20 protein-coding genes and 1 riboswitch are annotated in these 24,080 nt (G+C 59.8%); of the genes, 8 read left to right on the plus strand and 12 right to left on the minus strand.

The annotated features are described in order from the left end of the window. Nucleotides 1-44: 44 nt before the first annotated feature. Both LG290_RS15165 and LG290_RS15170 read right to left on the minus strand, forming a co-directional pair. Nucleotides 45-1,343, minus strand: a complete 1,299-nt coding sequence (locus LG290_RS15165) for a TRAP transporter large permease (RefSeq protein ID WP_499835499.1) — start codon at nucleotides 1,341-1,343, stop codon at nucleotides 45-47. Further along, nucleotides 1,336-1,902 carry a TRAP transporter small permease gene (locus tag LG290_RS15170; RefSeq protein ID WP_499835500.1) on the minus strand — a complete coding sequence of 189 codons (567 nt, stop codon included), beginning with the start codon at nucleotides 1,900-1,902 and terminating at the stop codon, nucleotides 1,336-1,338. Before LG290_RS15170 ends, LG290_RS15165 begins: the two co-directional genes overlap by 8 nt. A gap of 142 nt (nucleotides 1,903-2,044) precedes the next feature. On the opposite strand from LG290_RS15170, the gene LG290_RS15175 reads away from it, so the two are divergent. Further along, entirely contained in the window at nucleotides 2,045-2,983 is a 939-nt protein-coding gene (locus LG290_RS15175) for a LysR substrate-binding domain-containing protein (RefSeq protein WP_160418210.1), read from the plus strand. An 83-nt stretch (nucleotides 2,984-3,066) separates the two neighbouring features. Here LG290_RS15175 and thiC read toward each other — a convergent pair whose 3' ends face one another. Together thiC and LG290_RS15185 are read right to left on the minus strand one after the other, a co-directional pair. Continuing rightward, complete coding sequence (gene thiC / locus LG290_RS15180) at nucleotides 3,067-4,956, minus strand: phosphomethylpyrimidine synthase ThiC (protein ID WP_499835502.1); 1,890 nt, start codon at nucleotides 4,954-4,956, stop codon at nucleotides 3,067-3,069. Between the two features lie 46 nt (nucleotides 4,957-5,002). After that, a complete protein-coding gene (locus tag LG290_RS15185) occupies nucleotides 5,003-5,647 on the minus strand; it encodes a TenA family protein (protein WP_499835503.1) in 645 nt (214 codons plus the stop codon). A gap of 76 nt (nucleotides 5,648-5,723) precedes the next feature. Further along, nucleotides 5,724-5,883, minus strand: a riboswitch (TPP riboswitch). A gap of 393 nt (nucleotides 5,884-6,276) precedes the next feature. Between LG290_RS15185 and LG290_RS15190 the strand changes: the two genes are divergently transcribed. After that, nucleotides 6,277-6,819 (plus strand): HEPN domain-containing protein, encoded by a 543-nt coding sequence (locus LG290_RS15190; RefSeq protein WP_499835504.1) that lies wholly within the window; start codon nucleotides 6,277-6,279, stop codon nucleotides 6,817-6,819. 699 nt (nucleotides 6,820-7,518) lie between these two features. Here LG290_RS15190 and LG290_RS15195 read toward each other — a convergent pair. Continuing rightward, nucleotides 7,519-7,668 (minus strand): hypothetical protein, encoded by a 150-nt coding sequence (locus LG290_RS15195; RefSeq protein WP_499835505.1) that lies wholly within the window; start codon nucleotides 7,666-7,668, stop codon nucleotides 7,519-7,521. Between the two features lie 70 nt (nucleotides 7,669-7,738). Between LG290_RS15195 and katG the strand changes: the two genes are divergently transcribed. Then, the gene (gene katG / locus LG290_RS15200; protein WP_499835506.1) at nucleotides 7,739-9,937 is read left to right on the plus strand and encodes a catalase/peroxidase HPI; all 2,199 of its coding nucleotides are present in this window, start codon (nucleotides 7,739-7,741) and stop codon (nucleotides 9,935-9,937) included. Nucleotides 9,938-10,048: 111 nt separating this feature from the next. Here katG and paaX read toward each other — a convergent pair whose 3' ends face one another. From paaX to paaN, 7 genes are all read right to left on the minus strand, one after another. Continuing rightward, nucleotides 10,049-10,978 carry a phenylacetic acid degradation operon negative regulatory protein PaaX gene (paaX, locus tag LG290_RS15205; RefSeq protein ID WP_499835507.1) on the minus strand — a complete coding sequence of 310 codons (930 nt, stop codon included), beginning with the start codon at nucleotides 10,976-10,978 and terminating at the stop codon, nucleotides 10,049-10,051. Nucleotides 10,979-11,180: 202 nt separating this feature from the next. After that, nucleotides 11,181-12,641, minus strand: a complete 1,461-nt coding sequence (locus LG290_RS15210; protein ID WP_499835508.1) for a sodium-dependent transporter — start codon at nucleotides 12,639-12,641, stop codon at nucleotides 11,181-11,183. A gap of 120 nt (nucleotides 12,642-12,761) precedes the next feature. Beyond that, the gene (gene hppD / locus LG290_RS15215; protein WP_160418225.1) at nucleotides 12,762-13,853 is read right to left on the minus strand and encodes a 4-hydroxyphenylpyruvate dioxygenase; all 1,092 of its coding nucleotides are present in this window, start codon (nucleotides 13,851-13,853) and stop codon (nucleotides 12,762-12,764) included. A 246-nt stretch (nucleotides 13,854-14,099) separates the two neighbouring features. After that, a complete protein-coding gene (locus tag LG290_RS15220; RefSeq protein ID WP_160418227.1) occupies nucleotides 14,100-15,659 on the minus strand; it encodes a sigma-54-dependent transcriptional regulator in 1,560 nt (519 codons plus the stop codon). A 158-nt stretch (nucleotides 15,660-15,817) separates the two neighbouring features. Beyond that, nucleotides 15,818-16,603, minus strand: coding sequence for an enoyl-CoA hydratase-related protein (locus tag LG290_RS15225; protein WP_499835509.1), 786 nt, complete (start codon nucleotides 16,601-16,603; stop codon nucleotides 15,818-15,820). Then, nucleotides 16,603-17,217 (minus strand): phenylacetic acid degradation protein PaaY, encoded by a 615-nt coding sequence (gene paaY / locus LG290_RS15230; RefSeq protein WP_499835510.1) that lies wholly within the window; start codon nucleotides 17,215-17,217, stop codon nucleotides 16,603-16,605. Before paaY ends, LG290_RS15225 begins: the two co-directional genes overlap by 1 nt. 11 nt (nucleotides 17,218-17,228) lie before the next feature. Further along, nucleotides 17,229-18,905 carry a phenylacetic acid degradation protein PaaN gene (gene paaN, locus LG290_RS15235; RefSeq protein ID WP_499835511.1) on the minus strand — a complete coding sequence of 559 codons (1,677 nt, stop codon included), beginning with the start codon at nucleotides 18,903-18,905 and terminating at the stop codon, nucleotides 17,229-17,231. Nucleotides 18,906-19,274: 369 nt separating this feature from the next. On the opposite strand from paaN, the gene paaF reads away from it, so the two are divergent. Genes paaF through pcaF form a run of 5 tightly spaced genes read left to right on the plus strand, consistent with a single transcriptional unit; the run spans nucleotide 19,275 to nucleotide 24,070 of the window. Continuing rightward, nucleotides 19,275-20,048 carry a 2,3-dehydroadipyl-CoA hydratase PaaF gene (paaF, locus tag LG290_RS15240; protein WP_499835512.1) on the plus strand — a complete coding sequence of 258 codons (774 nt, stop codon included), beginning with the start codon at nucleotides 19,275-19,277 and terminating at the stop codon, nucleotides 20,046-20,048. Nucleotides 20,049-20,064: 16 nt separating this feature from the next. Beyond that, nucleotides 20,065-20,856 (plus strand): 2-(1,2-epoxy-1,2-dihydrophenyl)acetyl-CoA isomerase PaaG, encoded by a 792-nt coding sequence (gene paaG / locus LG290_RS15245; RefSeq protein WP_499835513.1) that lies wholly within the window; start codon nucleotides 20,065-20,067, stop codon nucleotides 20,854-20,856. Nucleotide 20,857: 1 nt separating this feature from the next. Further along, nucleotides 20,858-22,408: a 3-hydroxyacyl-CoA dehydrogenase PaaH gene (paaH, locus tag LG290_RS15250; RefSeq protein ID WP_499835514.1), complete on the plus strand. Its 1,551-nt coding sequence runs from the start codon at nucleotides 20,858-20,860 to the stop codon at nucleotides 22,406-22,408. Continuing rightward, nucleotides 22,401-22,868 (plus strand): hydroxyphenylacetyl-CoA thioesterase PaaI, encoded by a 468-nt coding sequence (gene paaI, locus LG290_RS15255; protein WP_499835515.1) that lies wholly within the window; start codon nucleotides 22,401-22,403, stop codon nucleotides 22,866-22,868. Before paaH ends, paaI begins: the two co-directional genes overlap by 8 nt. After that, nucleotides 22,865-24,070 carry a 3-oxoadipyl-CoA thiolase gene (pcaF, locus tag LG290_RS15260; protein WP_499835516.1) on the plus strand — a complete coding sequence of 402 codons (1,206 nt, stop codon included), beginning with the start codon at nucleotides 22,865-22,867 and terminating at the stop codon, nucleotides 24,068-24,070. Before paaI ends, pcaF begins: the two co-directional genes overlap by 4 nt. Nucleotides 24,071-24,080 lie beyond the last annotated feature (10 nt).

A 24,080-nucleotide genomic window follows, 5' to 3' on the forward strand; every position in this document is an offset into this window, starting at 1 on the left:
CCATTCTTTCATTGCGGGTATCGTGATCGCTTTATTGCGACCGATCAGTAGCCGAACAGGCCGGGTAGAAACTCGGACAGGTCAGGCCAGGCTGAAACCAGCACCACCACGGGCAGGTAACCAAACAGGATCAGTTTCATGGCGGGCTTGACTACCTCGGTGAACTTCACTTTGCCGATACGGGCACCGAGATAGAGGATGCTTGCATAGGGTGGGGTCACGCCGCCCATGGCGGTGTTGACGCCCATGATGGCAGCGAACTGAACGGGACTGACTCCCAGGGCTTCCATCAGGGGAAGTAGCAAAGGGCCGGTCAGGATGATGGCGGTGATATCGTTGACCACCATGCCGATGCCGAAAAGCATCAGATTGATAAGCAGCAACAAAAGGAACTTGTTGTCGGTAATTTCGAAGATCATCTCGACCAAGGCTTGGGGAATGCCTTCCCGTACGAACAGCTGACTGAGTATCAAGCTGAACAGGATCATGATCAGAATCGCGCCAATAGAAGTAGCGGACTCCTTGCCTGACTCAAGCAGCGTCCTCCAGGTCAGTCCGCGATAGATCATGAAGCCCACTGGCAGGGCATAGATGACGGCCACTGCTGCAGCCTCGGTAGGCGTCATGATGCCACCGTAGATTCCACCGAGAATGATCACTGGCATTAATAGTGCCGGTATCGCATGAAAAGTGCGTCGACCGGCATCACGGATTCGCTGGTCGAATGCCATCGGCTCGTCAAGCACCAGATCAAACTTGCGCGACATGACCATGTTGACGATGCAGAAGAGAAGCATGATCAGCAGCCCCGGACCCAGGGTGGCCAGAAAGCTCGCCAGTATGGAGGTGTCCGTGACCCACCCATAGACGATCATCGTGACGCTGGGTGGTATCAGTAAGCCGAGAATCGAGGAGTTCGCAATCAGCGCCGTGGCGTAGGCCCGGGGATAACCTTTGCGCTCCATCTCAGGAATGAGAATGGGGCCAATGGCCGCAATGCCAGTCAGACCACTACCGGAAATAGCGCCGATGATGGCGCAGCTGATTGTTGCCATCACCCCCAGGCCGCCGCGAACGCGACCCACGAAGATGTTGACGAATCTGAGTAAGCTAGAGGCAATGCCACTGACGCTCATCAGCGTTCCAGCAAAGACGAAAAGAGGAATCGCCAGGAGTATCGGATTGGTGAGTTGGCTGAACCCCCACATCATCATGCCGCGCATCGTGGACTCGCCGATCATGGTCATGACCATGAGAGCTGCACCGAAGCAATAGGGCAGGGGTACACCGAGGGTCAGCAACACGATCAATACAGCAAATGCCAACAGCGCTATCTCAATCATGATTTTTGTCCTTATTGTTATCAGCCAACACCTTGAACTCCTGGACCTCGGCAGTTTCGGGATAGTCGGGGTCGCTAGAGGGGTGGTCGGGGTTTTGGCGAATACCCAACAGGTAGCCGAGATTGCGCAGCAAGTGCCAGAGGGTAAAGACGACCATCAGAACCAGGCCCACTATTAGCGCGGATTCATAGATAATGGTCGGGATATAAAGCGTTGGGGTGCTCTTGCCGACCCGGGAGGCATAGCTGAAGTAGTCCCATGCCCAAGTAGCCAGCCAAATCGAGATAATCACGCTGATGGTGTCGGAAAATGCCTGCAGGAAGCCCTTGGCACGGTCCGTCTTCAAGAAGATGTCCAGGACGTTGGCTCTGATCTGAGTGTCCTCACGCGAGGCATTGACACTGCCGAGCATATAAAGCCAGAGGGTAGGAATCAGCGTGGCTTCTTCGAGACCCATGACCGGCATTTCAAGGAGGTAACGGGTAATAACCTGGATGAACTGACTGCCTGCCACCAGGATGATCAACAGGGTCAAGGTGTAGCGAAAGAATCGTTCCATAGGGCCTTCTCGCGTGTTGTGTTTGTATGCCAGGGCCGTGAAGTAGTGTCATCGACATCTTGGCCGCCGCCATATATAACATCCAATCGTTTATTCATATCTTTTGATAACATCATGTTGTCAACTTGCTCGGAGAGTCTGCATGACTAAACTGACCTACCGGCAGATCGAAGCCTTCCGGGCCGTCATGATCAATGGAACAACCAGAGGGGCAGCGGAGATTCTCTACGTCTCCCAGCCTGCTGTAAGCCGATTGTTGACCGACTTCGAGGAGACCATCGGCGTGAAGATGTTCGAACGGCGCCGGCGCCGGCTGGTTCCCACACCAGAGGCACGCTTCTTCTATGAGGAAGTGGAAAGAGCCTTCGTCTCGCTGGAAAAACTATCCCGGGCAGCGGAGGAACTGAGAGAATTCCACCTGGGGTCGCTGCGCATCGCCTCCATGCCTGCCGTATCGGTAGAGTTCCTGCCAGCCTTGACCGACCAATTCTGTCAACTGCACCCCGGCGTGTCAGTCACCCTCCAGGTGCGCAGCACCCAGCAGGTGGCTGACCTGGTGGCCAGTCAGCACTTTGATCTGGGGGTGATTTCGGGCATAGAACTCAACGACCCGAGCATTGAGGCAAGCGTTCTCGCCGATAGCCGTTTGGTCTGCATCCTGCCCTCCGGGCATCGGCTTGCCGACCACGACGTCATTCGACCGCGGGACCTGGAGGGGGAAATCTTTGTATCGCTGGGCTCGGAGCAGAGTATCCGCCACAAGATTGATAGTGTCTTCGAACGCGAGGGCGTCAGCCGACAATTGATGATCGAGACCCAGCTGCATTACGCCGCCTGCGCCTTCGTGCTGGCCGGCAGTGGTGTCTCATTGGTTGATCCCATCACTGCCTGGCACTATCGACGTCTCGGCCTGATCGTGAAGCGCTTCGAGCCGAGGGTCCCCTACCGCTACAGCATGATTTTTCCCAAGCAGAGGGGGCAATCCGGTCTTACCAAATCCTTTCTAGAACTGCTGAACAACTCGCTGATGGAGCTTGAGAAAGAATCCGCTGGCTTATTCGAGAGACAAGTCCCCTCTTGAAGGCAACACGATGAAAAGCGCCCCCGCCGGGCATCCGGTGGGGGCGTTCTGGTTCATGGCGGTATGGCTTGCGCCGGCGGCGGTCAGACTTCCTTGTACAGCTCCCGCCCTTCTTTCTTGAATTTCTCTGCCTGCTCCTCCATGCCTTTCATGACCGCTTCCTGGTCGCCGTCCAAGCCATGCTCCTTGGCGTAGTCGCGCACTTCCTGGCTGATCTTCATCGAGCAGAATTTCGGCCCGCACATGGAACAGAAATGCGCCACCTTGGCCGAGTCCTTGGGCAAGGTCTCGTCGTGGTATTCGCGGGCGGTGTCCGGGTCCAGGCCCAGGTTGAACTGGTCTTCCCAGCGGAACTCGAAGCGCGCTTTCGACAGTGCATTGTCACGGCGCTGGGCGGCCGGGTGCCCCTTGGCCAGGTCGGCGGCGTGGGCGGCGATCTTGTAGGTGATGATCCCGGTCTTGACGTCGTCCTTGTTGGGCAGGCCCAGGTGTTCCTTGGGGGTCACATAGCACAGCATCGCGCAGCCGAACCAGCCGATCATCGCCGCACCGATGCCCGAGGTGATGTGGTCATAGCCCGGGGCGATATCGGTGACCAGCGGGCCGAGGGTGTAGAACGGCGCTTCGTCGCAATACTCGAGCTGCTTGTCCATGTTCTCCTTGACCAGGTGCATGGGCACATGACCGGGGCCTTCGATCATCACCTGAACGTCGTGCTTCCAGGCGATATGGGTCAGCTCGCCCAAGGTTTTCAGCTCGGCCATCTGGGCTTCGTCGTTGGCATCGGCCACCGAGCCCGGGCGCAGGCCGTCGCCCAGCGAGAAGGCCACATCGTACTGCTTGCAGATCTCGCAGATTTCCTCGAAATGGGTGTAGAGGAAGCTTTCCTGGTGGTGGAACAGGCACCACTTGGCCATGATCGAGCCACCGCGCGAAACGATGCCGGTGACGCGCTTGGCGGTCAGCGGCACATAGCGCAACAGCACGCCCGCATGAATGGTGAAGTAATCCACGCCCTGCTCGGCCTGCTCGATCAGGGTGTCGCGGAACACTTCCCAGGTCAGGTCTTCAGCGACGCCCTTGACCTTTTCCAGCGCCTGATAGATGGGCACCGTGCCGATGGGCACCGGGGCGTTGCGAATGATCCACTCCCGGGTTTCGTGGATATTCTGGCCGGTGGACAGGTCCATGACGGTATCCGAGCCCCAGCGAATGCCCCAGGTCATCTTGTCGACTTCCTCTTCAATGGAAGAAGAAACCGCCGAATTACCCAGGTTACCGTTGATCTTGACCAGGAAGTTGCGGCCGATGATCATCGGCTCGGATTCCGGGTGATTGATATTGTTGGGAATAATCGCCCTTCCCGCCGCCACTTCGGCGCGCACGAATTCCGGGGTGATCTCTTCGGGCAGGCGGGCGCCAAACCCTTGGCCGGGGTGCTGGTGGCCCAGAATACGCTCGACTTCCGCCGTTCCCAGCGTCTGGCGGCGCTGGTTTTCGCGAATGGCGATGAATTCCATCTCGGGGGTGATGATGCCCTGACGAGCGTAATGCAGCTGGGTAACGTTCTTGCCCGGCTTGGCCCGGCGCGGGGTGCGCTTCAGGTCGAAACGTAACTGGGCGAGCATCGGGTCGTTGGCGCGGCGATTGCCGTATTCGCTGGTAAGGCCATCGAGCAGCTCGGTGTCGTCACGCTCCTCGATCCAGGCCCGGCGCAGTGCCGGCAGGCCTTTGCGCAAATCGATGTCGGCGTTCGGGTCGGAGTAAGGGCCGGAGGTGTCATAGACCAGCAGCGGCGGGTTCTCTTCATCGGCCCCCGAGGTCTTGGTCGGGGATAGCGAAATCTCGCGAAACGGCACGCGGATATCCGGCCGCGAGCCTTCGACGTAGAGCTTGCGCGAGCCGGGCAACGGCTGGATGGCGGCGCTATCGACCTGGGCGGTCTCGGCGAGGAAATTCTGGGTCTTGCTCATTGCGTTATCTCTCTTATGGTTGTGATATCGAGGGGTGAGGGGTTAATCAATCGGCCTGATCCAGGCCCATTTGCCAGAAATCGATTTCCAGGCGGGTGGCATCGCAAAAGGTGGTGGATAATTCGGCAAAGCGCGCGTTCAACCAGTCGAGTTCCGCGTGCATCGCTGCCTGAAATTCATCGCTTGCGTACATGGCGATCCAAGCATCATAGGGGTTGCCCTCGCCACGCAGGGTAAAGGGCTGCGCCTTCAGCCAGTTGGCGATTTCGCCGTAGCCGACCAGGCAAGGGGCCAGCGCCACGTGCAAATCGAGCAGGTCGCCCCGGTTGCCGGTGTCCAGTACATAACGCGTATAGGCAAGCGTTGCCCGAGCCTCGGGAAGCTGGGCCAGGTCATCTTCTGAAATGCCCCATTCACGACAGAAACCCACATGCAGGTCGAGTTCGATATCGACGATGGCTTTCAGCCCTTCGTGGGCCTGGCGCAGGTCGGCAAGCGTGCGGCTCTTGTAGGCCGCCAACCCATAGGCACACGCAAAATGAATCAGGAACAGATAGTCCTGCTTGAGGTAGTGGCGAAAGGCGTTCTCGTCGAGGGAGCCGGCACCCAGAGCACGCACGAAATCGTGCTGGAGGTAAGCCGTCCAGTCGTCTTGGCAAGCGGTAGTCAGGTCAGCGAAACGGTAGCCCATGATGCCCCCGGTAGCGATGAGATCCGGAGGTCGGGCAGGTACAAGAATGGCACGGAGGGGGAAAGAAAAGAGATAGGCCCGGCCAATGCTTGATCCCTACGCCGGTACCCTTCCCGAGAAGCGCTCAGGAAATTAGCCGGATCAGGTTCAACGGGACCAACGCTTGTGGTGTGTATACAACCTGCAGCACACCTGCGTCATCTCAGCCGGATTCACCGGCACCCCGTCAAGCAGTTCGTGACTGGAGTCTATGAGGCTAAAGGAGGCGTTGCAAGGGGCAGGTAGTTTGATCGTGCAGCGTATTTCCACAACAAAGCCAATGGTCCTCGTTAGGCTGAGCACCAAACCGCCCAGTGGTCTAAAAGCTGGTCCTGCCCCCTTTCCACCACCTTCATAGAATTGCCTCTGGGGTTGCCAAGATTATGTGCTTATATCCAGACTTATTGGGAATGGTAAAACGCAATTTGGCGAATTTTGGATATGCGGCCAAATTTAGCTTTGCTCCCAAGGTAATCAATGAGGTAGATTTGATCGAGGCAGCTGCATAACCTTAATAAACTCGCTGGCACGTTTATTAAGGTTATGTAGCCGGGCGTATAATCACTGTTAGAGACAAGAAGATTCACTCCATGTCAGAAGCCCAAGCATCCTTCGAGTTCGGGATTAAAGATTCCGAGGATCTACTGGCGCATTTCGACGCAATCAATTGCCAACCTCCGCCCGAAAACGCCGAAGTTCTAAAAAGAGCGAGCTTGGTTATGGCCTTGACTGCCTGGGAAACCTACGTCGAAGATCGGGTAGAGGAGGCTTTGGCCAAAAAATTGGCCGTTGTGTCCGGGAGCTACGCTGGTAACTTCATTCTCAGGAAATTAGCAAGTGATCTGAAAACCTTTCATAATCCCGATTCAAACAAGACTCGCCGACTATTCCTTGAATTCTTGGAGATTGATATTACGGAGGGCTGGAAATGGGCGAATATGGACTCGGACAAGGCCAAGAAAACTCTGGATGCTTGGCTAAAGAAAAGAGGCGATGCTGTACATCGCGCAAAGAAGCCAAGTAACGGAAGTCCGAGCAAGCATCTCGTCAAACGAGAGGAGCTCGTCAAAGTCATTCGTTTTATTAAAGAGCTTGTCGCAGCAACGGAGAGGCATCTTGCATCGTGTCTCTAATAAAAGCTTCAACCCGACGTTGGGTAACTTTCGGGCAGGCAAAGCCGGGTTGGGTATGGGCGGCGCGGGTTAAGCTACGACGCGGCACAGATGAATTCGTGGCTAGAGCAGGACGAGAACTCTAAGAAATGATGGCCCAGTACACAATAATCTGTATCGTGCGAACTATCGTGGTGGCCGTTGCGGTTCTGTTCGGCGTTGTTACGCTTTTTGCAGGTGGTCGAGTGCTTTTGGGTTCTGACCCGGGGTACGAAGTGTTTTGGCCGCTCCTCATTTTCAACACAGCAATGGGCCTAGCGTATCTGGCAGCCGGCATGGCTATCTGGCGCAGCGTCAACGTCGGCAGGAACGCTGCAGGCACAATCTTCTTGCTTAACCTCTTGTACTGACTGGCATCCTTGTCATCTACCGCAGTGGCGGAGCCGTCGCTTTTGACAGCCTTCGCGCCATGACTCTTCGGACGGTTGTGTGGCTGATTCTGTTCTTGTGTGCATCTTGGCTGGTCCGGCGACATGAAGCTGCCAAACGAGTCAGAGAGCGTGGTGGTAATTCGTGATCAAGATTTGGCCCCAAAATTGCGCTGGAATGGGCCATACGATTTGGAAATTCTTTATCCTATCTACGTGCAGGTGGGCCGAATAGATGAAATGCCAAATGACGTGTCTGTTGTGTACACCCCAGTTGCCGAGTGAATTACAACTAACCAGGCGCTACGGCCAGTAGCAGACAACAGATGAGCGTCAGCATCACCAAGGTGTCAAGTTCACCGATTGTCACGATCCCGCCATCACCGAAGCGCTGATAGCATTTTTCAATGATATCTATAGCCGCCTGAAGGGCTTTCGGCACCTGACGCGATCCAGAGTTATCGACTAGACTGTTTGTAGGCCCATCTAGTCTAGTCGAGGAGAATAATAACGTGTCCGATCAAAAACCTACACGCCCGGAGTGGGGCGCACGCACCACGCCACGTTTGCAGGGCAACGAGCACTGGTGGCCCGACCAGCTCAACCTCAACGTCCTGCACCAGAAGCACCCCGACGCCAGCCCCTTCGGAGCCGACTTCAGCTACGGCGAGGCATTCTCGCAGCTTGACGTCGATGAGCTCTCCGCCGATGTCGATGCATTGATGACCGACTCGCAGGAGTGGTGGCCCGCCGACTGGGGCCACTACGGGCCGTTCTTCATCCGCATGTCGTGGCACGCCGCCGGCACCTATCGAGCGCTCGACGGCCGTGGCGGCGGCGGCACCGGCGCACAGCGCTTCGCCCCGCTCAACAGCTGGCCCGACAACGGCAACCTGGACAAGGCGCGCCGTCTGCTCTGGCCGATCAAGCAGAAATACGGCGAGAAGATTTCCTGGGCCGACCTGATGGTCTTCGCCGGTAACCGCGCCTTGGAGACAATGGGCTTTCGCACCTTCGGCTTCGGGTTCGGCCGCGCCGACATCTGGGCGCCTGAGGACGACATCTACTGGGGCCCGGAGACCGAGTGGCTGGCGACCAACGACGAGCGCTACACCGGGAACTGGGAAGACGGCAGCCGCGTGCTGGACAACCCGCTTGCCGCAGTCCAGATGGGCCTGATCTACGTCAACCCCGAGGGCCCCAACGGGGTTCCCGATGCGATGAAGTCCGCGCAGGATGTGCGTGAGACCTTCGCGCGCATGGGCATGAACGACCGCGAGACCGTCGCACTGACCGTCGGCGGTCACACCTTCGGCAAGATGCACGGCAATGGTCCCGCCGAGGCCGTCGGCGAAGCTCCCGAGGGCGCCAAAGTCCATGAGCAGGGGTTCGGCTGGGCCAACAAGCATGAAACAGGCCTCGGAGAATACGCCGTCACTTCGGGCCTCGAGGGGGCCTGGACCCCGACGCCGACCCAGTGGGACCACTCCTACCTGAACACCATCTTCGCCCATCAGTGGGAGGTCAAGAAGTCGCCTGCCGGCGCGAACCAGTGGGAGCCCGTCGAGGTCAAGGAAGGCTACTGGGTGCCCGACGCCCATGTCGAAGGCAAGAAGAACCCGCCGGTGATGACCACCGCCGACATGGCGATGATCACCGACCCCGCCTACCTCGAAATCTCCAAGGAGTACCACGAGAACCCGGACGTGCTCGCCGATGCGTTCGCCCGTGCCTGGTACAAGCTGCTGCACCGTGACATGGGTCCACGCGACCGCTATCTCGGCCCACAGGTGCCCGGCGAGGCTCTTGTCTGGCAGGACCCGGTGCCCGAGCACGAAGGCCCGCTGGTCAACGATGAGCAGATCGCTACGCTCAAGCAGCAGATCGCCGATGCCGGCCTCACCGCCAAGCAGCTGGTGGGAACCGCCTGGGCCTCGGCCTGTACTTACCGCCAGACCGACCACCGCGGCGGCGCCAACGGCGCGCGTATCCGCCTCGAACCTCAGGTCGGCTGGGACGTCAACGTACGCTCGGGCGTAGCAGAGGTGATCGACAAGCTCGATGAGATCAAGAACGCCTCCGACGCCAACATCTCGCTGGCGGACATGATCGTGCTGGGCGGTGGCGTCGGGGTGGAAATGGCGGCGAAGGCGGCCGGTCATGACATCACGGTGCCGTTCACCCCGGGGCGCACCGACGCGAACCAGGAGATGACCGAGGTCGACACCCACGCCTACCTCGAACCGAGGCACGATGCGTTCCGCAACTACATGCAGGCGCAGACGACGTCCATCCCCGCCGAGCACCTGATGATCGACCGGGCGTTCATGCTCAATCTCAGCGTACCGCAAATGAGCGCTCTCCTTGGCGGCATGCGGGCCATCGGTACCAATGCTGATGACAACGATGAAGGGGTTCTCACCGACCGCCCCGGCCAGCTGACCAACGACTTCTTCGTCAACCTGATCGACATGGGCACCGTCTGGGCGCCGATCGACGAAAGCGAGGAACGCTTCGAGGGCCGCGACCGTGCGACGGGCGAGAAGAAGTGGAATGCGACACGCGTCGATCTCGTCTACGGATCCAACTCGCAGCTACGCGCCATCGCGGAGGAGTACGCCGCAAACGGTGGTGAGGAGAGAATGATCGAGCGCTTCGTCAAGGGCTGGGTCAAGGTCATGGAGAACGACCGCTTCGACCTGCACCGCTGAGCGTCAGGCCCGCGAGGGAACGCGGGCCGTTGCTTGTGAACTTGCACCCCGAAGGTTGGACACCCCAATCTTCGGGATTTTTTTATGTTCTAGGCTGACCTAAAACACCCTTCAATCCAGGCCGCCAAAACGCTGGTAAAAGCTGGACGTAGGGGCGGGCAAGGGTCCTTCGGCGGTTTCCAGGTGTTTGTCCAGCCAACTCTCCGCACGCTGATGAATCGCGCGGTATATGTTTCGGCACAGCTGAAAGGCATTGCGCCCTTCCCAAGCGGCGGGAAGCAGCTCATCTGGAAGTTGAGGGTCGCGAAGCTGTACTTTGCGGTATTCATGAATTAACAAGATACGCGCGATAAAGCACTCTTCTTCGCTAAGTGCATTATCTTCATTGGCCAGGGCGCGCCATAAAGGGCGAAACTTATCCAGAAAAACCTTGTAGCTCTGGGATAACTCATCAAGGTTCCAACTCTCTCTAACCTGGAGCCTCAGGGGCTTTCTTACCATGGGCGTCAGCGGCTCGGTCTGCATGATAATGGTATCTTCGGCAGCCCCCATTTCCTGCAGCACAGCAATCGTTTCATTTCGGCTAAGCGTGGGGTGCGCCAAAATCCCGGGACAAAAGCTACCAAACCCGAGCCACTCCAGTTCATCACGCACTTTCTGACGTGTCGCAGGCTCCAGCTGCGTCAACATGGCCAATGTCCATTTGCCCATCCATTGGGTTTGCTGGCCGTGGTAAACCCGCTTGAAGGCCTGTTCAAAACGACGCCGCCCGGCATTGCTCAGGCTGTAGTAACTGCGCCGGCCCACCTTTTCGCCTTGCAGCCAGGTATCCTGGGTTAGCCGATAAACAGACGTTCTTACCAGGCGTTCGTTAATGCCGATGGGTTCCAGCAGTTGATACAAACTACCCAGCCAGACAGTGCCCCCTCGCGGGACAATCGCATCGCCGTAAACGGTAATGATGAGAGAGCCGGCGCGAATCGGGCGACGTGCCTGGAAGTTGCAGACGAGATCCGCAACACAGTCAGAAGCAAGCGACATGGTGATAGTGAGTCCCTGTGCGGCAATTCCGTGGGTGTTGAACGTTGGCAGCAAAGGCGCACATGCTACACAAAGGAGATATATCACGCCATAAAAGGCGCCGTGCCGCTCCCGCCAGTAAGCGGAAACGGCACGGCTGTTCTAGCGTCTAGCCTGGTGTAACGCTCCCATCAGGGGAATGGGAGCGTTTCGGCTAGGTGGCTCAGGAGACCTGGCGGCGTAGCCGCGGGCTGGCCAACTCGCCCACCACGGTAACCAGCGCCAATAGCGCCAGCAACCAGGGCCACTGGGTGGCTATCTGGAGCGTGGCAAGACCCAGCGCATCGATGAAAATCAACACGATGCCCAGCGGGCTCACGTAACGCACCATGAACAGCCACAGCGCATGCTGGGTGCGGCTGAGCCCCAACTCTTCCCGGAAGATTTCGTTGCGCAGCAGGAAACCTGCCATCAAGGCCATGCCCAGGCCGCCCAACGGCATCATCCAGCGAGAGGTCAGGTAATCCAGCCAGTCGAAGAAGTTGCGTCCCGCCAGGGTCCAGTCGGCGCCCAGGTTGAACGACAGCATCGCCAGGGTACTGACCAGCCACAGCACGATACCCACACCCCAGGAAGCTTTTTTCCGCGTCATGCCTTTACTGTCGGTGAGCCAGGCCACCGTGGCTTCGATCATCGAAATCGAAGAGGTGAGTGCAGCCATCGCCAGCATCAGGAAGAACAGGATGCCGAACAAGGTGCCAAACGGCATCGCTTGGAAGGCCAGCGGCAAGCTCATGAAGATCAGCCCCGGTCCAGCACCCGGGCTCATTCCGTTAGCGAAAATGATCGGGAAGATCGCCAGTCCCGCCATCAGCGCCACGACGGTATCGGCAATCGCTACGCTGAACGTGGTGCGCGCGATGGAGTGACCCGCCGGCAGGTAAGAGCCGTACGTCAGGATCGCCCCGGACGCCAGCGACAGGGTGAAAAAGGCATGGCCCAGCGCGGCTAGCAGGCCTTCACTGCTGAGACCTTCGGTATTGAAGGAAAACAGGAACGACCAGGCCTCGCCAAAGCCACCGGAAAAGGCGCCGTAGCCGATCAGGATACCCAGCATGATCACCATGCCCGGCATCATCCAGCTGACGCTTTTCTCGATACCGGCTTGCACGCCCTTGCCCACGATCAGCATGGTCAACACCGTGACCAGCGTGCTCCAGGCACCCAGGTTGAAGGGATTGGCGTTATTGGCCGCGAAAATCGCCGCCATGTCATCGACGCTGGTACCCGCCAGCCCACCACTGAGCATTTTCCATAGATAGGAAAACGCCCAGCCGGCGACCACCACGTAGAAAGACAGGATCATGAAACCGCACAGCATGGCCATCCAGCCGAAGATCGACCAGAAACCGCCATGGCCCGATTCATGCACCACACGGCGGATAGCGTCAATCGGGCTACCCCGGCCACGGCGGCCGAAGCTGATTTCAGCCATCATGATAGGAACCCCTACCGCCAGAATGCAGGCCAGATAGACCAGCACGAAGGCACCGCCACCGAACTCACCGGTGATGTAGGGAAACTTCCAGATATTACCCAGACCCACTGCGGAACCAGTGGCAGCCAGTACAAACCCCCAGCGGCCCAGCCACAGCGTCTTGGTAGGTGTATTCATCGTCGTCATCGGGGAAAACCTTATAGATTTAATTGTTTTTTAGGTTATTTTTTCTAGACAGTAAAAACAACCAATAAAGAGAAGATTGGTTGCATGAAAAGACCGCCCTACCCGGGCGGTCCAGGCTTTTTACTCGCTGATTACACCGCGGCGAATCTGGTCTTCCTCGATCGATTCGAACAGAGCCTTGAAGTTGCCCTCGCCGAAGCCGTCGTTGCCCTTGCGCTGGATGATCTCGAAGAAGATCGGGCCGATCACCGTCTCGGTGAAGATCTGCAGCAGCACGCCCTCGTCGGGACCGCCGTCGATCAACAGGCTCAGCTCGCGCAGGTCTTCCACGTTTTCTTCGTGGTTGGGCACGCGTTGATCGATCTTTTCGTAGTAGGTGTCCGGCGTGGACAGGAAGGTCACGCCGTTTTCGCGTAGCGCACGCACCGTGGCGTAGATGTTGTCGGTGGACATGGCCAGATGTTGGATGCCCTCGCCGTTGTACTCGCGCAGGAATTCAGCGATCTGGGAGTTATCGTCGGCGGATTCGTTGATCGGGATGTGCATCTTGCCGCAGGGCGCGGTCATGGCACGGGAATGCAGACCGGTCTTCTTGCCCTTGATGTCGAAATAGCGGTTCTCGCGGAAGTTGGCGATATCGATGTAGAAGTTGGCCCAGACGTCCATCTGGCCGCGGTCGACGTTATGCGTCAGGTGATCGAGCACCTTGAGGCCGACGCTATTATCGCTGGGCGAACGGTTGGGGATCGCCTCGAAGTCGATGTCATAAATGGTGCGGCCTTGGTCATCGACCTTGTTGTCGACGAAATACAGCAGGGAACCACCGATACCGCGCACCGCGGGAATACCCACTTCTCCGGGCTCCACATGGTTCTCCACCGGCTCGGCGCCCTGGGACACGGCATACTCGAAGGCCTGCTGGGCATCCGCCACTTTCCAGGCCATGGCACAGGCGCTGGGGCCATGCACCTCGGCGAATTTCGCCGCATGACTGCCCGGTTCGGCGTTGAGCACGAAGTTGACGCCATCCTGCTGGAACAGAAAGACATTCTTGGAACGGTGCTTGCGAGTCTCGGTGAAACCCATCTGATTGAACAGCTTGCGCAGGTTCTCGATACCTTCGCTGGTCGGCGCGGTATATTCAACGAATTCGAAACCATCGGTGCCGATGGGGTTATGCGTAGACAGGGGTGTGGTTGCTGGGGCGTTCATAAAAAGCCTCTAGACAGATAATTGTTTTTCCGACAGGTCGACCAACTGCGGGTCAACCCAGTGATAAAGAGTCTAGGGGGCTAGGCATGCGCCGGGAATGGGACTAAAGCGCGTTCATGGCCACGCCGACCATGGTCGGCACACCACCTTCGTAAATAAAACGTTACACCTGGCCGGGAGTGCTGAGCGGTGGGTGCCAGGCGTTGCGTTTTTCTGACACTGCGTAAAGAAAACATGACAGGCAATTCAATCATCCTGCGCGCCAATGCCGTAACGCTTGAGCTTGTTGGCAATCGTGGTATGCGAAACCCCTAGCCGTTTACCCAGCTGGCGGCTGGAAGGGTGCTGCCGATACAGGGTACTCAGGATGCGTTTTTCCACATCCCCAAGAATATCGCTCAGGCTTCCTTCCAGCGGAATGCCGGCAAGCTCAGGCGCACCTTCGCTTTGCGGGAGCCGCAGATGCACCGGCTGGATGACCTTCTCCTCGCACAGCGACACCGCCTGAAACAGGACGTTTTCCAGCTGGCGGACATTGCCCGGCCAATCATAGTGAGCGAGTTTTTCCAGGGCCGCAGGCGAAAGACCTGGCAAGGGACAGCCGATCTGACGCGCCGCACGATCCAGAAAGTAGGCCGCCAACTCCTCGATGCCGTCGAGACATTCGCGTAAAGGGGGCACCTGTAGCGAGAGCACATTGAGCCGATGATAAAGGTCGGGACGAAACAGCCCTTCGGCACAGAGTTGTGGCAAGTTCTGCTGGGTAGCGCAGATCACTCGCACATCGAGATAGGTTTCCTCGTCGCTGCCCACGCGGCGGAAACCACCGTCCTGGAGAAAACGCAGCAGCTTGGTCTGTAACCGCGGGCTCATTTCGCCGACTTCATCGAGAAAGATGGTGCCGCCTTCGGTGAGCTCCAGAAGGCCCAGCTTGCCTTCGGGGCGAGCCCCTTCGAAGGCGCCCGGTGCGTAACCGAACAATTCGGTCTCGGCCATCGACTCGGGGAGCCCAGCACAGTTGAGCACCATGAACGGCGCTTGCCCACGCGGGCTTGCCAGGTGACAGGCCCTGGCGACCAGTTCTTTTCCGGTACCGGTTTCACCCACGATCAACAGGGGCGCATCCAGCGGCGCCATCCGCCGCGCCTCATGGATCAAGGCTTCCAGACGTGGGCTTGACTGAAAAATCGCCTCGAAGCCGCGCAACTCCTGGCGCTGTACCTGATAGATACGCGCACCGATACGGTCGGCGCGGTGCAAGGTCATGACCGCCCCGGCCAGGGAAGCTACATCATTTTTTTCGCTATGCAACGGGGCAATATCGGCAAGATAGGTATCGCCTTTCAACTTGATGCGCAGCCCGTTGATCCGTGAGTTGTTGCGTCGAATCAGGTCGGGAAGGTTCAGGTCTTCCAGGTAACGATCCAGCGACAGGCCCGGTACTTCGTCGATGCGCACGCCCAGCATCTGCACGGCGGTGCGATTGGCGGCGACGATGCGCCCCTGCATATCGATCGACATCACCGGATCGGAAAGCGACGAAAGCAGCGCATCCAATTCCAGGTGGCGGCGCTCGCTGGGCATCAGACTGACACGCTTGACCCCGAACACCCCCGGGATCGCGTCCAGGGCCGGCTTTAACGTGGCCAGCTGAGCATTGAGCAGTTGCGGTACATACAGATAGATGGTGTTGCCGTGATCCCCGCCCACTTCTCCTCGCGCCACATTGACGCGGTAATCGGCGAACTGGGCCACGATATCGCGAAGAATTCCGATTCGATTCTGACAGTGAAACTTAAGGCGCATAGGTACCTCGAGGCGCAAGACAGGCGTGCGGCATTCGTGTAACGATATTTTGACACTTCACCACGCCAAACACATAGCCGGTTTTTCTGTTGTAAGCAAAAGCGCCCCCTGCTGAGCAGGGGGCGCTTGGGTGCCATCACGTTCAAGCTTTTTGCCGGTCAGCGGTGACGAAACACCGGCTTGCGCTTTTCGGCAAAGGCGCTCATGCCTTCCTTGCGGTCGGCCAGATTGAACGTCGCCTGAAATGCGCGGCGCTCGAACAGTAATCCCGCCTGCAAGCCGGTTTCAAAGGATTGCTCAACGGCTTCACGTATCTGCATGACCACCGGACGCGAGTGGGAAGCGATGGTGGCCGCCATGGTCAGGGCTTCCTCCATCAAGGCATCCACCGGCACGACCCGACACACCAGCCCCGCCTGCTCCGCTTCTGCGGCGTCCATCATGCGGCCGGTCAGGCACAGCTCCATGGCCTTGGCCTTGCCGATGGCGCGCACCAGGCGTTGCGTGCCTCCGGCCCCCGGCATGGTGCCGATCTTGACTTCCGGCTGGCCGAATTTCGCCGTGTCGCTGGCCAGTATGATGTCGCAGGCCATGGCCAATTCACAGCCACCGCCAAGGGCAAAACCCGAGACCGCCGCAATGGTCGGTTTACGGCAATTGCTCAGCCGCTCCCAGCCGTGCGACTTGACGTAAGGAAAGTCGTCGAGAAACAGATCGGCATGCTCGCGATCGAGCATTTCGCCGATGTCGGCCCCGGCGGCGAAGACCTTCTCGCCCCCGGTGAGCACTATCGCCCCTATCGCCTCGTCCGCCTCGAAGGCGTCCAGCGCCTGGCCCAGCTCTTCCACCAGCGCATTGCAGAGGGCGTTATAGGCCTTGGGTCGATCAAGGCGGATGATGCCCACCGCCTTCTGTGTCGAGACCTCGATCAGTTCATAACTCATCAGGACCCGCCCCCTTTGGCGCCAAGCTGCTGCTTTGGCGCCGTATCACCGGATTCCAGCTGGGGCCGGTCGGCATCCAGCTCGGTGAGTGGCTCGCAAGGCTCCAGGCTGTCACGACAGCGAGTTACCAAGCGCTGGTATTCCTGGGTGCCCTGCTGCTTCCAGGCAAATTCCTCATCGCTCAGTTCGCGCTTGACCTTGGCGGGAGCGCCCATCACCAACGACTGGGGTGCGCACTCGAAACCCGCCTTGACGAATGCCGCCGCCGCAACGATCGAACGCTCGGCGATCCGGGCGCCGTCCATCACCACGGCGTTCATGCCGACCATGGCATCACGCCCGACCACGCAGCCATGCAATACTGCGCCATGGCCAATATGCCCATCCTTTTCGACCTTGGTGACACAGCCGGGAAAGCCGTGCATCACGCAGGTATCCTGAAGGTTGGAGCCTTCTTCCAGTACCAGACGGCCGAAATCGCCACGCATCACCGCGCCGGGGCCGACATAGCAACCGGGGCCGACGATCACATCGCCGATCAACACCGCCGTGGGATGCACATAGGCGGTCGGGTGCACCACCGGCGTCACCCCTTCGAGTCGATAGTACGGCATAACGTTCTCCGTCAGTCTGGTTGGCCGTGACGACGGCTTTGCACCACCAAGAAGCGGCTGGCGACAAAGGCCTGGTCGCATAAGGAGGCATTGGCCGCCGGGTTGCCGCCGGTGGCATGGAAATCACTGAAAGCGGCCGACTGGTTGACGAACACACCGCCGTCCATGTTCAGCGACAGCGGCGCCGCCACGTCCATGGCCAGCTGTTCGAACTGCTCGGCCACATTGTCGTCGGTGGTATAGGCACCCAGGGTTATCGCGCCTTTTTCCAGAATCACCTCGCGCGCCAGGTCAATGCTGTGCCGGGTGTCTTCGGTAGCGACGACGAAGCTGATCGGGCCGAAACGCTCTTCACTATAGGCAGCCTTCTGCTCAGCATCCACCTTGAGCAGCAGCGGCGTATGAATGCGAGCGTTGGGGAACTGGGCGTGCTCACGCGGCTCGCTATCCAGCAGAATTTCGCCCAAGCCACGACATTCATCGATACGCGCTTCGGTCGCCGGCGACTGGATGGCGCCCAGCACGGCACAGGCACGGTCGTTGTCGCTGAGAAACTTATCGATCGCCTTGGAAAGCGCTGCGGTGACGTCGTCGAAGCTCAGATGACCCTCGGCCGTTTCAATGCCGCTCTTGGGTACATAGATGGCCTGGCTAGTGGTGCACATCTGTCCCGAATACAGGCTCAGCGAGAAGGCAAGGTTCATGGTGACCGCCTTGAGGTTATCCACGCTGTCGATGATCACGGTATTGATACCGGCCTTCTCGGCGAACACCTGGGCCTGGGTGGCATTCTGCACCAGCCAGTCACCGAAGGCGTTGGAGCCGGTGAAGTCGATCAACTTGACCGCCGGGTCGAGCGCCAGCGTCTTGGTCATCGGCGCCTCGACGCTATCGGGTACCAGGCTGACCAGGCAGGGGTCGAAGCCCGCTTCCTCAAGCACGTCCTGAGCGACGCGTGCGGTCATCGCCACCGGCAGAATGGCGCCGGGGTGCGGCTTGAGAATCACCGGATTGCCGGTGGCCAGGCTGGCGAACAGCCCCGGGTAGGTGTTCCAGGTGGGGAAGGTGGAACAGGCCACCACCAGCGAAACACCGCGCGGCACGATGTGATAGCGCTTGTCGAGCACCAGGGGATCATGCTTGCCCTGGGGCTTGACCCATTTGGCGGTCGCGGGAATCTGCGCCATCGCCTGCCAGGCATAGGTCACGGCTTCCAGGCCGCGATCCTGGGCGTGTGGTCCACCGGCCTGAAACGCCATCATTGGGCCCTGGCCGCTGGTGTGCATCACCGCCTGGGCGATATCCGGGCTCATGGCGTTGAGACGCGCCAGGATTTCCAGACAGACACCGACGCGCGCCTCGGCACCGGCATCGCGCCAGGCGGGCATTGCCTTCTGCATGGCTGCAATCAGCGCTTCAGAGTCCGGCTGGTCATAAGTGATACCGAGGTCAAAGCCATAGGGCGACACTTCGCCGCCCACTTGCCGGGTGCTTGCCACGGCCTTGAGCGTAAACGGCTGATTGAGGAGAGACTCGAACCTGGACGGCGCCCCTTTAACCGCATCCTCGGGATATTTCTTCATGTTTTCCGGATAGGGCGTCCAGAAATCACGGCTGGAAATAGCCTCGACGGCTTGATCAAGGGTCTGACGGTGACGGTCGAACATCTGCTGCGCTGATTGCGTCATGGGGCACTCCTGCGTTTACGCATTGTTTTGATACGGTATCAAGATAGAGATTATCTTTCCCGTAACAAAACATCAAACGCCTTGCCCGGCACATCCAGCCTGAAAGTCGCCGTGCCAACGCCAACGAGCCCCGGGGTCCGCGCCCTTCTCTCAACCGCATTCGCCTTACCACCACCTTTCATACTATGGTCTAACTTCGCTCTGACGCCCTAGAAAAAGCATGCAAGCTGCTGTTAATAGAGCATAAACTCCATGCATAAAGGAAAAACGATACACTAATCATTAATTATCAATGTTGATGCGTATCAAAAAAAACCTATACTCGGCGGATAGTCCATCCTGTGTACCACAGGCCGAACTGAGGAAAAAATGCCCACGACTCTAATAATCACCCCTCCCCTAGATGGCGTTCTATGTATCAGGCTGAATCGCCCGGACGCATTGAATGCGCTCAACACACAGCTTCTCGCCGAACTCGCCGACACCCTGAGCGATGCTGACAATGATGACAGGGTGCGCGCCGTGGTGATCACCGGTAATGCACGGGCGTTCGCCGCCGGTGCGGATATCAAGGAAATGGCCGAACGCGACCTAGTCGGCATGCTGGAAGACCCTCGCCAGCACCACTGGGCCGCCATCACGCGTTTTCGCAAACCGATCATCGCCGCCGTCAACGGCTATGCGTTGGGCGGCGGCTGCGAGTTGGCCATGCATGCCGACATCATCATCGCCGGCGAGAGTGCCCAGTTCGGCCAGCCGGAAATCAACCTGGGCATCATGCCCGGTGCCGGCGGCACCCAGCGCCTGCTGCGGGCGGTGGGTAAATCACTGGCCACCCAGATGGTACTGACCGGCGAGCCGATTTCCGCTCGCCGTGCGCTCGAAGCCGGCTTGATCAGCGAAATCACCCAGCCCGAACTGACCCTTGAGCGCGCCATGGCCATTGCCAAACGCATCGCCGCCAAGGCACCGCTGGCGGTACGCCTGGCGCGGGAATCGCTGCACAAGGCGATGGATACCGACTTGGCCACCGGCCTGCGCTTCGAGCGCCATGCATTTACATTGCTGGCGGGCACCGCCGACCGCGAAGAGGGCATTCGCGCCTTTCAGGAAAAACGACCTGCCACTTTTCAAGGGCACTGACACAAGGATATACCCCATGAGCCAAGCGCCCCTGCTTTACAGCGTGGAAGACGGCGTCGCCTGCATCACGTTGAACCGCCCCGAAAGCCTGAACAGCTTCAATACCGAGATGCACGCCGAGATGCGCAAGACGCTCAAGGCCGTGCGCCAGGACCCGAGCATCCGGGCATTGCTGTTGACCGGCAACGGTCGCGGCTTCTGCGCCGGCCAGGACCTTTCTGACCGTAGCGTAGTCCCCGGCGAGCAAGCCCCCGACCTCGGCGAGTCGCTTGAGAAACGCTACAACCCCATGCTGCGCGCCCTCAAGGACATGCCGTTTCCCACCATTTGCGCGGTGAACGGCGTGGCGGCGGGTGCCGGTGCCAACATTGCCCTGGCCTGCGACATCGTGCTGGCGGCTCGCTCGGCAAGCTTCATTCAGGCCTTCTGCAAGATCGGCCTGATTCCGGATTCCGGCGGCACCTGGACCCTGCCCCATCTGGTAGGCATGGCGCGCGCCAAGGGCTTGGCGATGCTGGGCGACAAGCTTCCCGCCGAGAAAGCCGAACAATGGGGCATGATCTGGCGCTGCGTCGATGATGAGGCGCTTCAAGAAGAAGCCATGAACATGGCGCGTCACCTAGCGACCCAACCCACGCGCGGCCTGGCGCTGATCAAGCGCGCCCTGCATGCCAGCAGTGACAACAGCTTCGACGAACAGCTCGACCTGGAACGCGACCTGCAACGCCTTGCCGGGCGCTCCGAAGACTACCGCGAAGGCGTCAGCGCCTTTATCGAGAAACGTCGCCCCACCTTTAAGGGAGAGTGATATGTCAGCCCTTCCCACGACCGCCGTCATTGGCGTGATCGGTGCCGGTGCCATGGGTGCCGGTATCGCTCAGGTGGCCGCTCAGGCCGGCCATTCGGTCATCCTGCACGACAATCAGCCGGGCGCGGCCAGTGCCGGCATCGACAACATTCGCCGCCAGTTGGAAAAGCGCGTGGCCAAGGGCAAGATGACCCAAGACGAAGTGGACGGCATCGTCGCTCGCCTGCAGCCCGCCGACACCATAGATGCCCTGGCCGATAGCCGTTTGATCATCGAGGCCATCGTTGAGAACCTCGAAATCAAGCGCCAGGTGTTCGCTCAGCTCGAAGCCCTGTGCTCGCCCGACACCTTGCTCGCCAGCAATACGTCCTCGCTGTCGATCACCTCGATTGCGGCCAACCTCGAACGCCCCGAGCGCATGGCGGGACTGCACTTCTTCAACCCCGCACCCGTCATGAAGCTGGTCGAAGTGGTGTCGGGCCTGGCGACCAGCGCCGAGGTCGCCGAGACTCTTTATGCCACCGCCAGCGCCTGGGGCAAGGTCGCGGTGCACGCCAGTTCCACCCCGGGCTTCATCGTCAACCGCGTGGCCCGGCCTTTCTATGCCGAAGGGCTGCGCCTGCTGCAGGAAGGCGCCGGCGACGCCGCCACCCTGGATGCATTGCTGCGTCAGGCCGGCGGGTTTCGCATGGGACCCTTCGAGCTGATGGACCTGATCGGCCATGACGTCAATTACGCCGTGACCCGCTCGGTGTTCGATGCCTACTACGGCGATACCCGTTTCGAGCCTTCCCTGGTGCAGCAGGCCCTGGTCGAAGCCGGACGCCTGGGACGCAAGTCCGGACAAGGCTTTTATGACTACTCTCGTGAAGGACAGCATGAAAATACCGCCAAGCCTCAGCCCACAATCTCTGCACCGGCCCAGGCCGAATTGCCGCCGCTGGTGGTACAGGGCGAGCCTGGGGTAATCGCTCCGCTGCTGGAACGCGCCCAGGAAAGCGGGCTCGAGGTGGTTCGCCGGGAGTCGTTGCAGCCGGACGGCACGACCCGCCTGCGCCTGGGCGATCTGGTGCTGGCCCTCAGCGACGGGCGTTGCGCCGCTGAGCGTGCGGTCAACGAAGGGCTCGAAGCGCTGGTGCTGTTCGACTTGTGCCTGGACTACCGCAACGCCGGTGCCATCGCGCTTTCCGCCAGCCACGCCACCTCCGCCGAGGCCCGTGAGCTTGCCACCGCCTTCTTCCAGCGCCTGGGAATCGACGTGGTCTGGCTGACCGATACTCCGGGGCTGGTGGTATTGCGCACCGTGGCGATGCTCGCCAATGAAGCCGCCGACGCCGTCTTGCAAGGTGTATGCAGTGCCGAGGATGGCGACCTGGCCATGCAGGCCGGGGTCAACTATCCCCGTGGCCCCCTGGCCTGGGCGGACTCGCTGGGTCTGGCCTTCGTCCACCGCACCCTCACGCACCTGCAGCAGAGCTACGGCGAGGAGCGCTATCGCGCCTCTTTCCTGCTGCGTCGCAAGGCCCTGACCGAGGAAAGCTTCCATGAGTGAATCCCCACTGACCCCGCAACAGCTGGCCGAAGCCTGTGCCGAGTCGATGTTTTCCCGCGACCATGCTAGCCAAGGGCTGGGCATGCGCATCACTCGCATGGCCCCCGGCTACGCCGAACTGACCATGACCGTGCGCCAGGACATGGTGCAGGGTCATGGCAACTGCCATGGCGGGTTCCTGTTTACCCTGGCCGACTCCGCCTTTGCGTTTGCCTGCAACAGCTATGATGAAGCCACGGTGGCCGCCGGCTGCAGTATCGACTACCTCGGCCCCGGCCAGCTGGGCGATGTACTCACCGCCACCGCCGAAGAACGCAGCCGCCGCGGGCGCACCGGCATTTACGACATCACGTTGCGCAATCAGCACGGCGACACCGTTGCCTTGTTCCGTGGACGTTCCTATAAGATTCGCGGCAGCGTACGCCGCCTGGAAGACATCGCTGCTGGAGATAATCCATGAAAGACGCCCTGATAATCGATGCCATTCGTACCCCGGTCGGTCGCTACGGCGGCGCGCTTTCGAGCATGCGCGCCGATGACCTGGGGGCCGTTCCCATGCGTACCCTGATGGAGCGCAACCCGAGCGTCGACTGGTCGTTGATCGACGATATCTTTTACGGCTGTGCCAACCAGGCCGGGGAAGACAACCGTAACGTGGCGCGCATGTCCGCCCTGCTCGCCGGGCTTCCGGTCGAGGTGCCCGGCACCACCATCAACCGCCTGTGCGGTTCCGGCATGGATGCGATAGGCAATGCCGCCCGCACCCTCAAGGCCGGCGAAGCCGGGCTGATGATCGCCGGGGGCGTGGAGTCGATGTCACGCGCGCCCTTCGTGATGGGCAAGGCCGAACAGGCCTTCTCACGTCAGGCCGATATCTTCGACACCACCATCGGCTGGCGCTTCATCAACCGTGCCATGAAAGCTCAGTTCGGGGTGGATTCAATGCCCGAAACCGCCGAGAACGTGGCCGAGCAGTTCGGCATTTCCCGGGAAGATCAGGACGCCTTCGCACTGCGCAGCCAACAGCGCACCGCCGCCGCCATGCAGGCCGGTCGTCTCGCCGAGGAAATCGTTGCGGTCGAAATACCCCGGCGCAAGCAGGACCCGCTGGTGGTGGATACCGATGAACATCCGCGTGCCTCCACCACCGCCGAGCAACTCGCCAAGCTGCCCACTCCCTTCCGCGAAGGCGGCAGTGTCACGGCAGGCAATGCCTCGGGCGTCAACGATGGTGCCTGTGCGCTGTTGATGGCGTCCCCCGACCAGGCCGAGCGCTTCGGCCTCAAGGCCCGCGCTCGTGTGGTGGGCATGGCCACCGCTGGGGTGGAGCCGCGCATCATGGGGTTCGGCCCCTCGCCGGCCACCCGCAAGGTGCTCGCCCAGACCGGGCTGACTCTCGACCAGATGGACGTCATCGAGCTCAATGAAGCCTTCGCCGCTCAGGCCTTGGCGGTCATGCGCGACCTGGGCCTTGACGACGACGCCGAACACGTCAATCCCAATGGGGGTGCCATCGCCTTGGGCCATCCGCTGGGCATGAGCGGCGCTCGGCTGGTCACCACGGCCCTGCATGAACTCGAGCGCCGGCAAGGACGCTTTGCGCTATGCACCATGTGTATCGGTGTCGGCCAGGGCATTGCCCTGATCATTGAGCGCCAGTAAGCCTATATTT

Source organism: Halomonas sediminis (assembly GCF_044871105.1).
Taxonomy (GTDB): Bacteria; Pseudomonadota; Gammaproteobacteria; order Pseudomonadales; family Halomonadaceae; genus Vreelandella; species Vreelandella zhuhanensis.

Bases quoted from the DNA above. Each gene is read 5' to 3' on its own strand.
- LG290_RS15165 (WP_499835499.1), bottom strand. From the start codon at position 1,343: ATGATTGAGATAGCGCTGTTGGCATTTGCTGTATTGATCGTGTTGCTG.
- LG290_RS15170 (WP_499835500.1), bottom strand. From the start codon at position 1,902: ATGGAACGATTCTTTCGCTACACCTTGACCCTGTTGATCATCCTGGTG.
- LG290_RS15175 (WP_160418210.1), top strand. From the start codon at position 2,045: ATGACTAAACTGACCTACCGGCAGATCGAAGCCTTCCGGGCCGTCATG.
- thiC (WP_499835502.1), bottom strand. From the start codon at position 4,956: ATGAGCAAGACCCAGAATTTCCTCGCCGAGACCGCCCAGGTCGATAGC.
- LG290_RS15185 (WP_499835503.1), bottom strand. From the start codon at position 5,647: ATGGGCTACCGTTTCGCTGACCTGACTACCGCTTGCCAAGACGACTGG.
- LG290_RS15190 (WP_499835504.1), top strand. From the start codon at position 6,277: ATGTCAGAAGCCCAAGCATCCTTCGAGTTCGGGATTAAAGATTCCGAG.
- paaX (WP_499835507.1), bottom strand. From the start codon at position 10,978: ATGTCGCTTGCTTCTGACTGTGTTGCGGATCTCGTCTGCAACTTCCAG.
- LG290_RS15210 (WP_499835508.1), bottom strand. From the start codon at position 12,641: ATGACGACGATGAATACACCTACCAAGACGCTGTGGCTGGGCCGCTGG.
- hppD (WP_160418225.1), bottom strand. From the start codon at position 13,853: ATGAACGCCCCAGCAACCACACCCCTGTCTACGCATAACCCCATCGGC.
- LG290_RS15220 (WP_160418227.1), bottom strand. From the start codon at position 15,659: ATGCGCCTTAAGTTTCACTGTCAGAATCGAATCGGAATTCTTCGCGAT.
- LG290_RS15225 (WP_499835509.1), bottom strand. From the start codon at position 16,603: ATGAGTTATGAACTGATCGAGGTCTCGACACAGAAGGCGGTGGGCATC.
- paaY (WP_499835510.1), bottom strand. From the start codon at position 17,217: ATGCCGTACTATCGACTCGAAGGGGTGACGCCGGTGGTGCACCCGACC.
- paaN (WP_499835511.1), bottom strand. From the start codon at position 18,905: ATGACGCAATCAGCGCAGCAGATGTTCGACCGTCACCGTCAGACCCTT.
- paaF (WP_499835512.1), top strand. From the start codon at position 19,275: ATGCCCACGACTCTAATAATCACCCCTCCCCTAGATGGCGTTCTATGT.
- paaG (WP_499835513.1), top strand. From the start codon at position 20,065: ATGAGCCAAGCGCCCCTGCTTTACAGCGTGGAAGACGGCGTCGCCTGC.
- paaH (WP_499835514.1), top strand. From the start codon at position 20,858: ATGTCAGCCCTTCCCACGACCGCCGTCATTGGCGTGATCGGTGCCGGT.
- paaI (WP_499835515.1), top strand. From the start codon at position 22,401: ATGAGTGAATCCCCACTGACCCCGCAACAGCTGGCCGAAGCCTGTGCC.
- pcaF (WP_499835516.1), top strand. From the start codon at position 22,865: ATGAAAGACGCCCTGATAATCGATGCCATTCGTACCCCGGTCGGTCGC.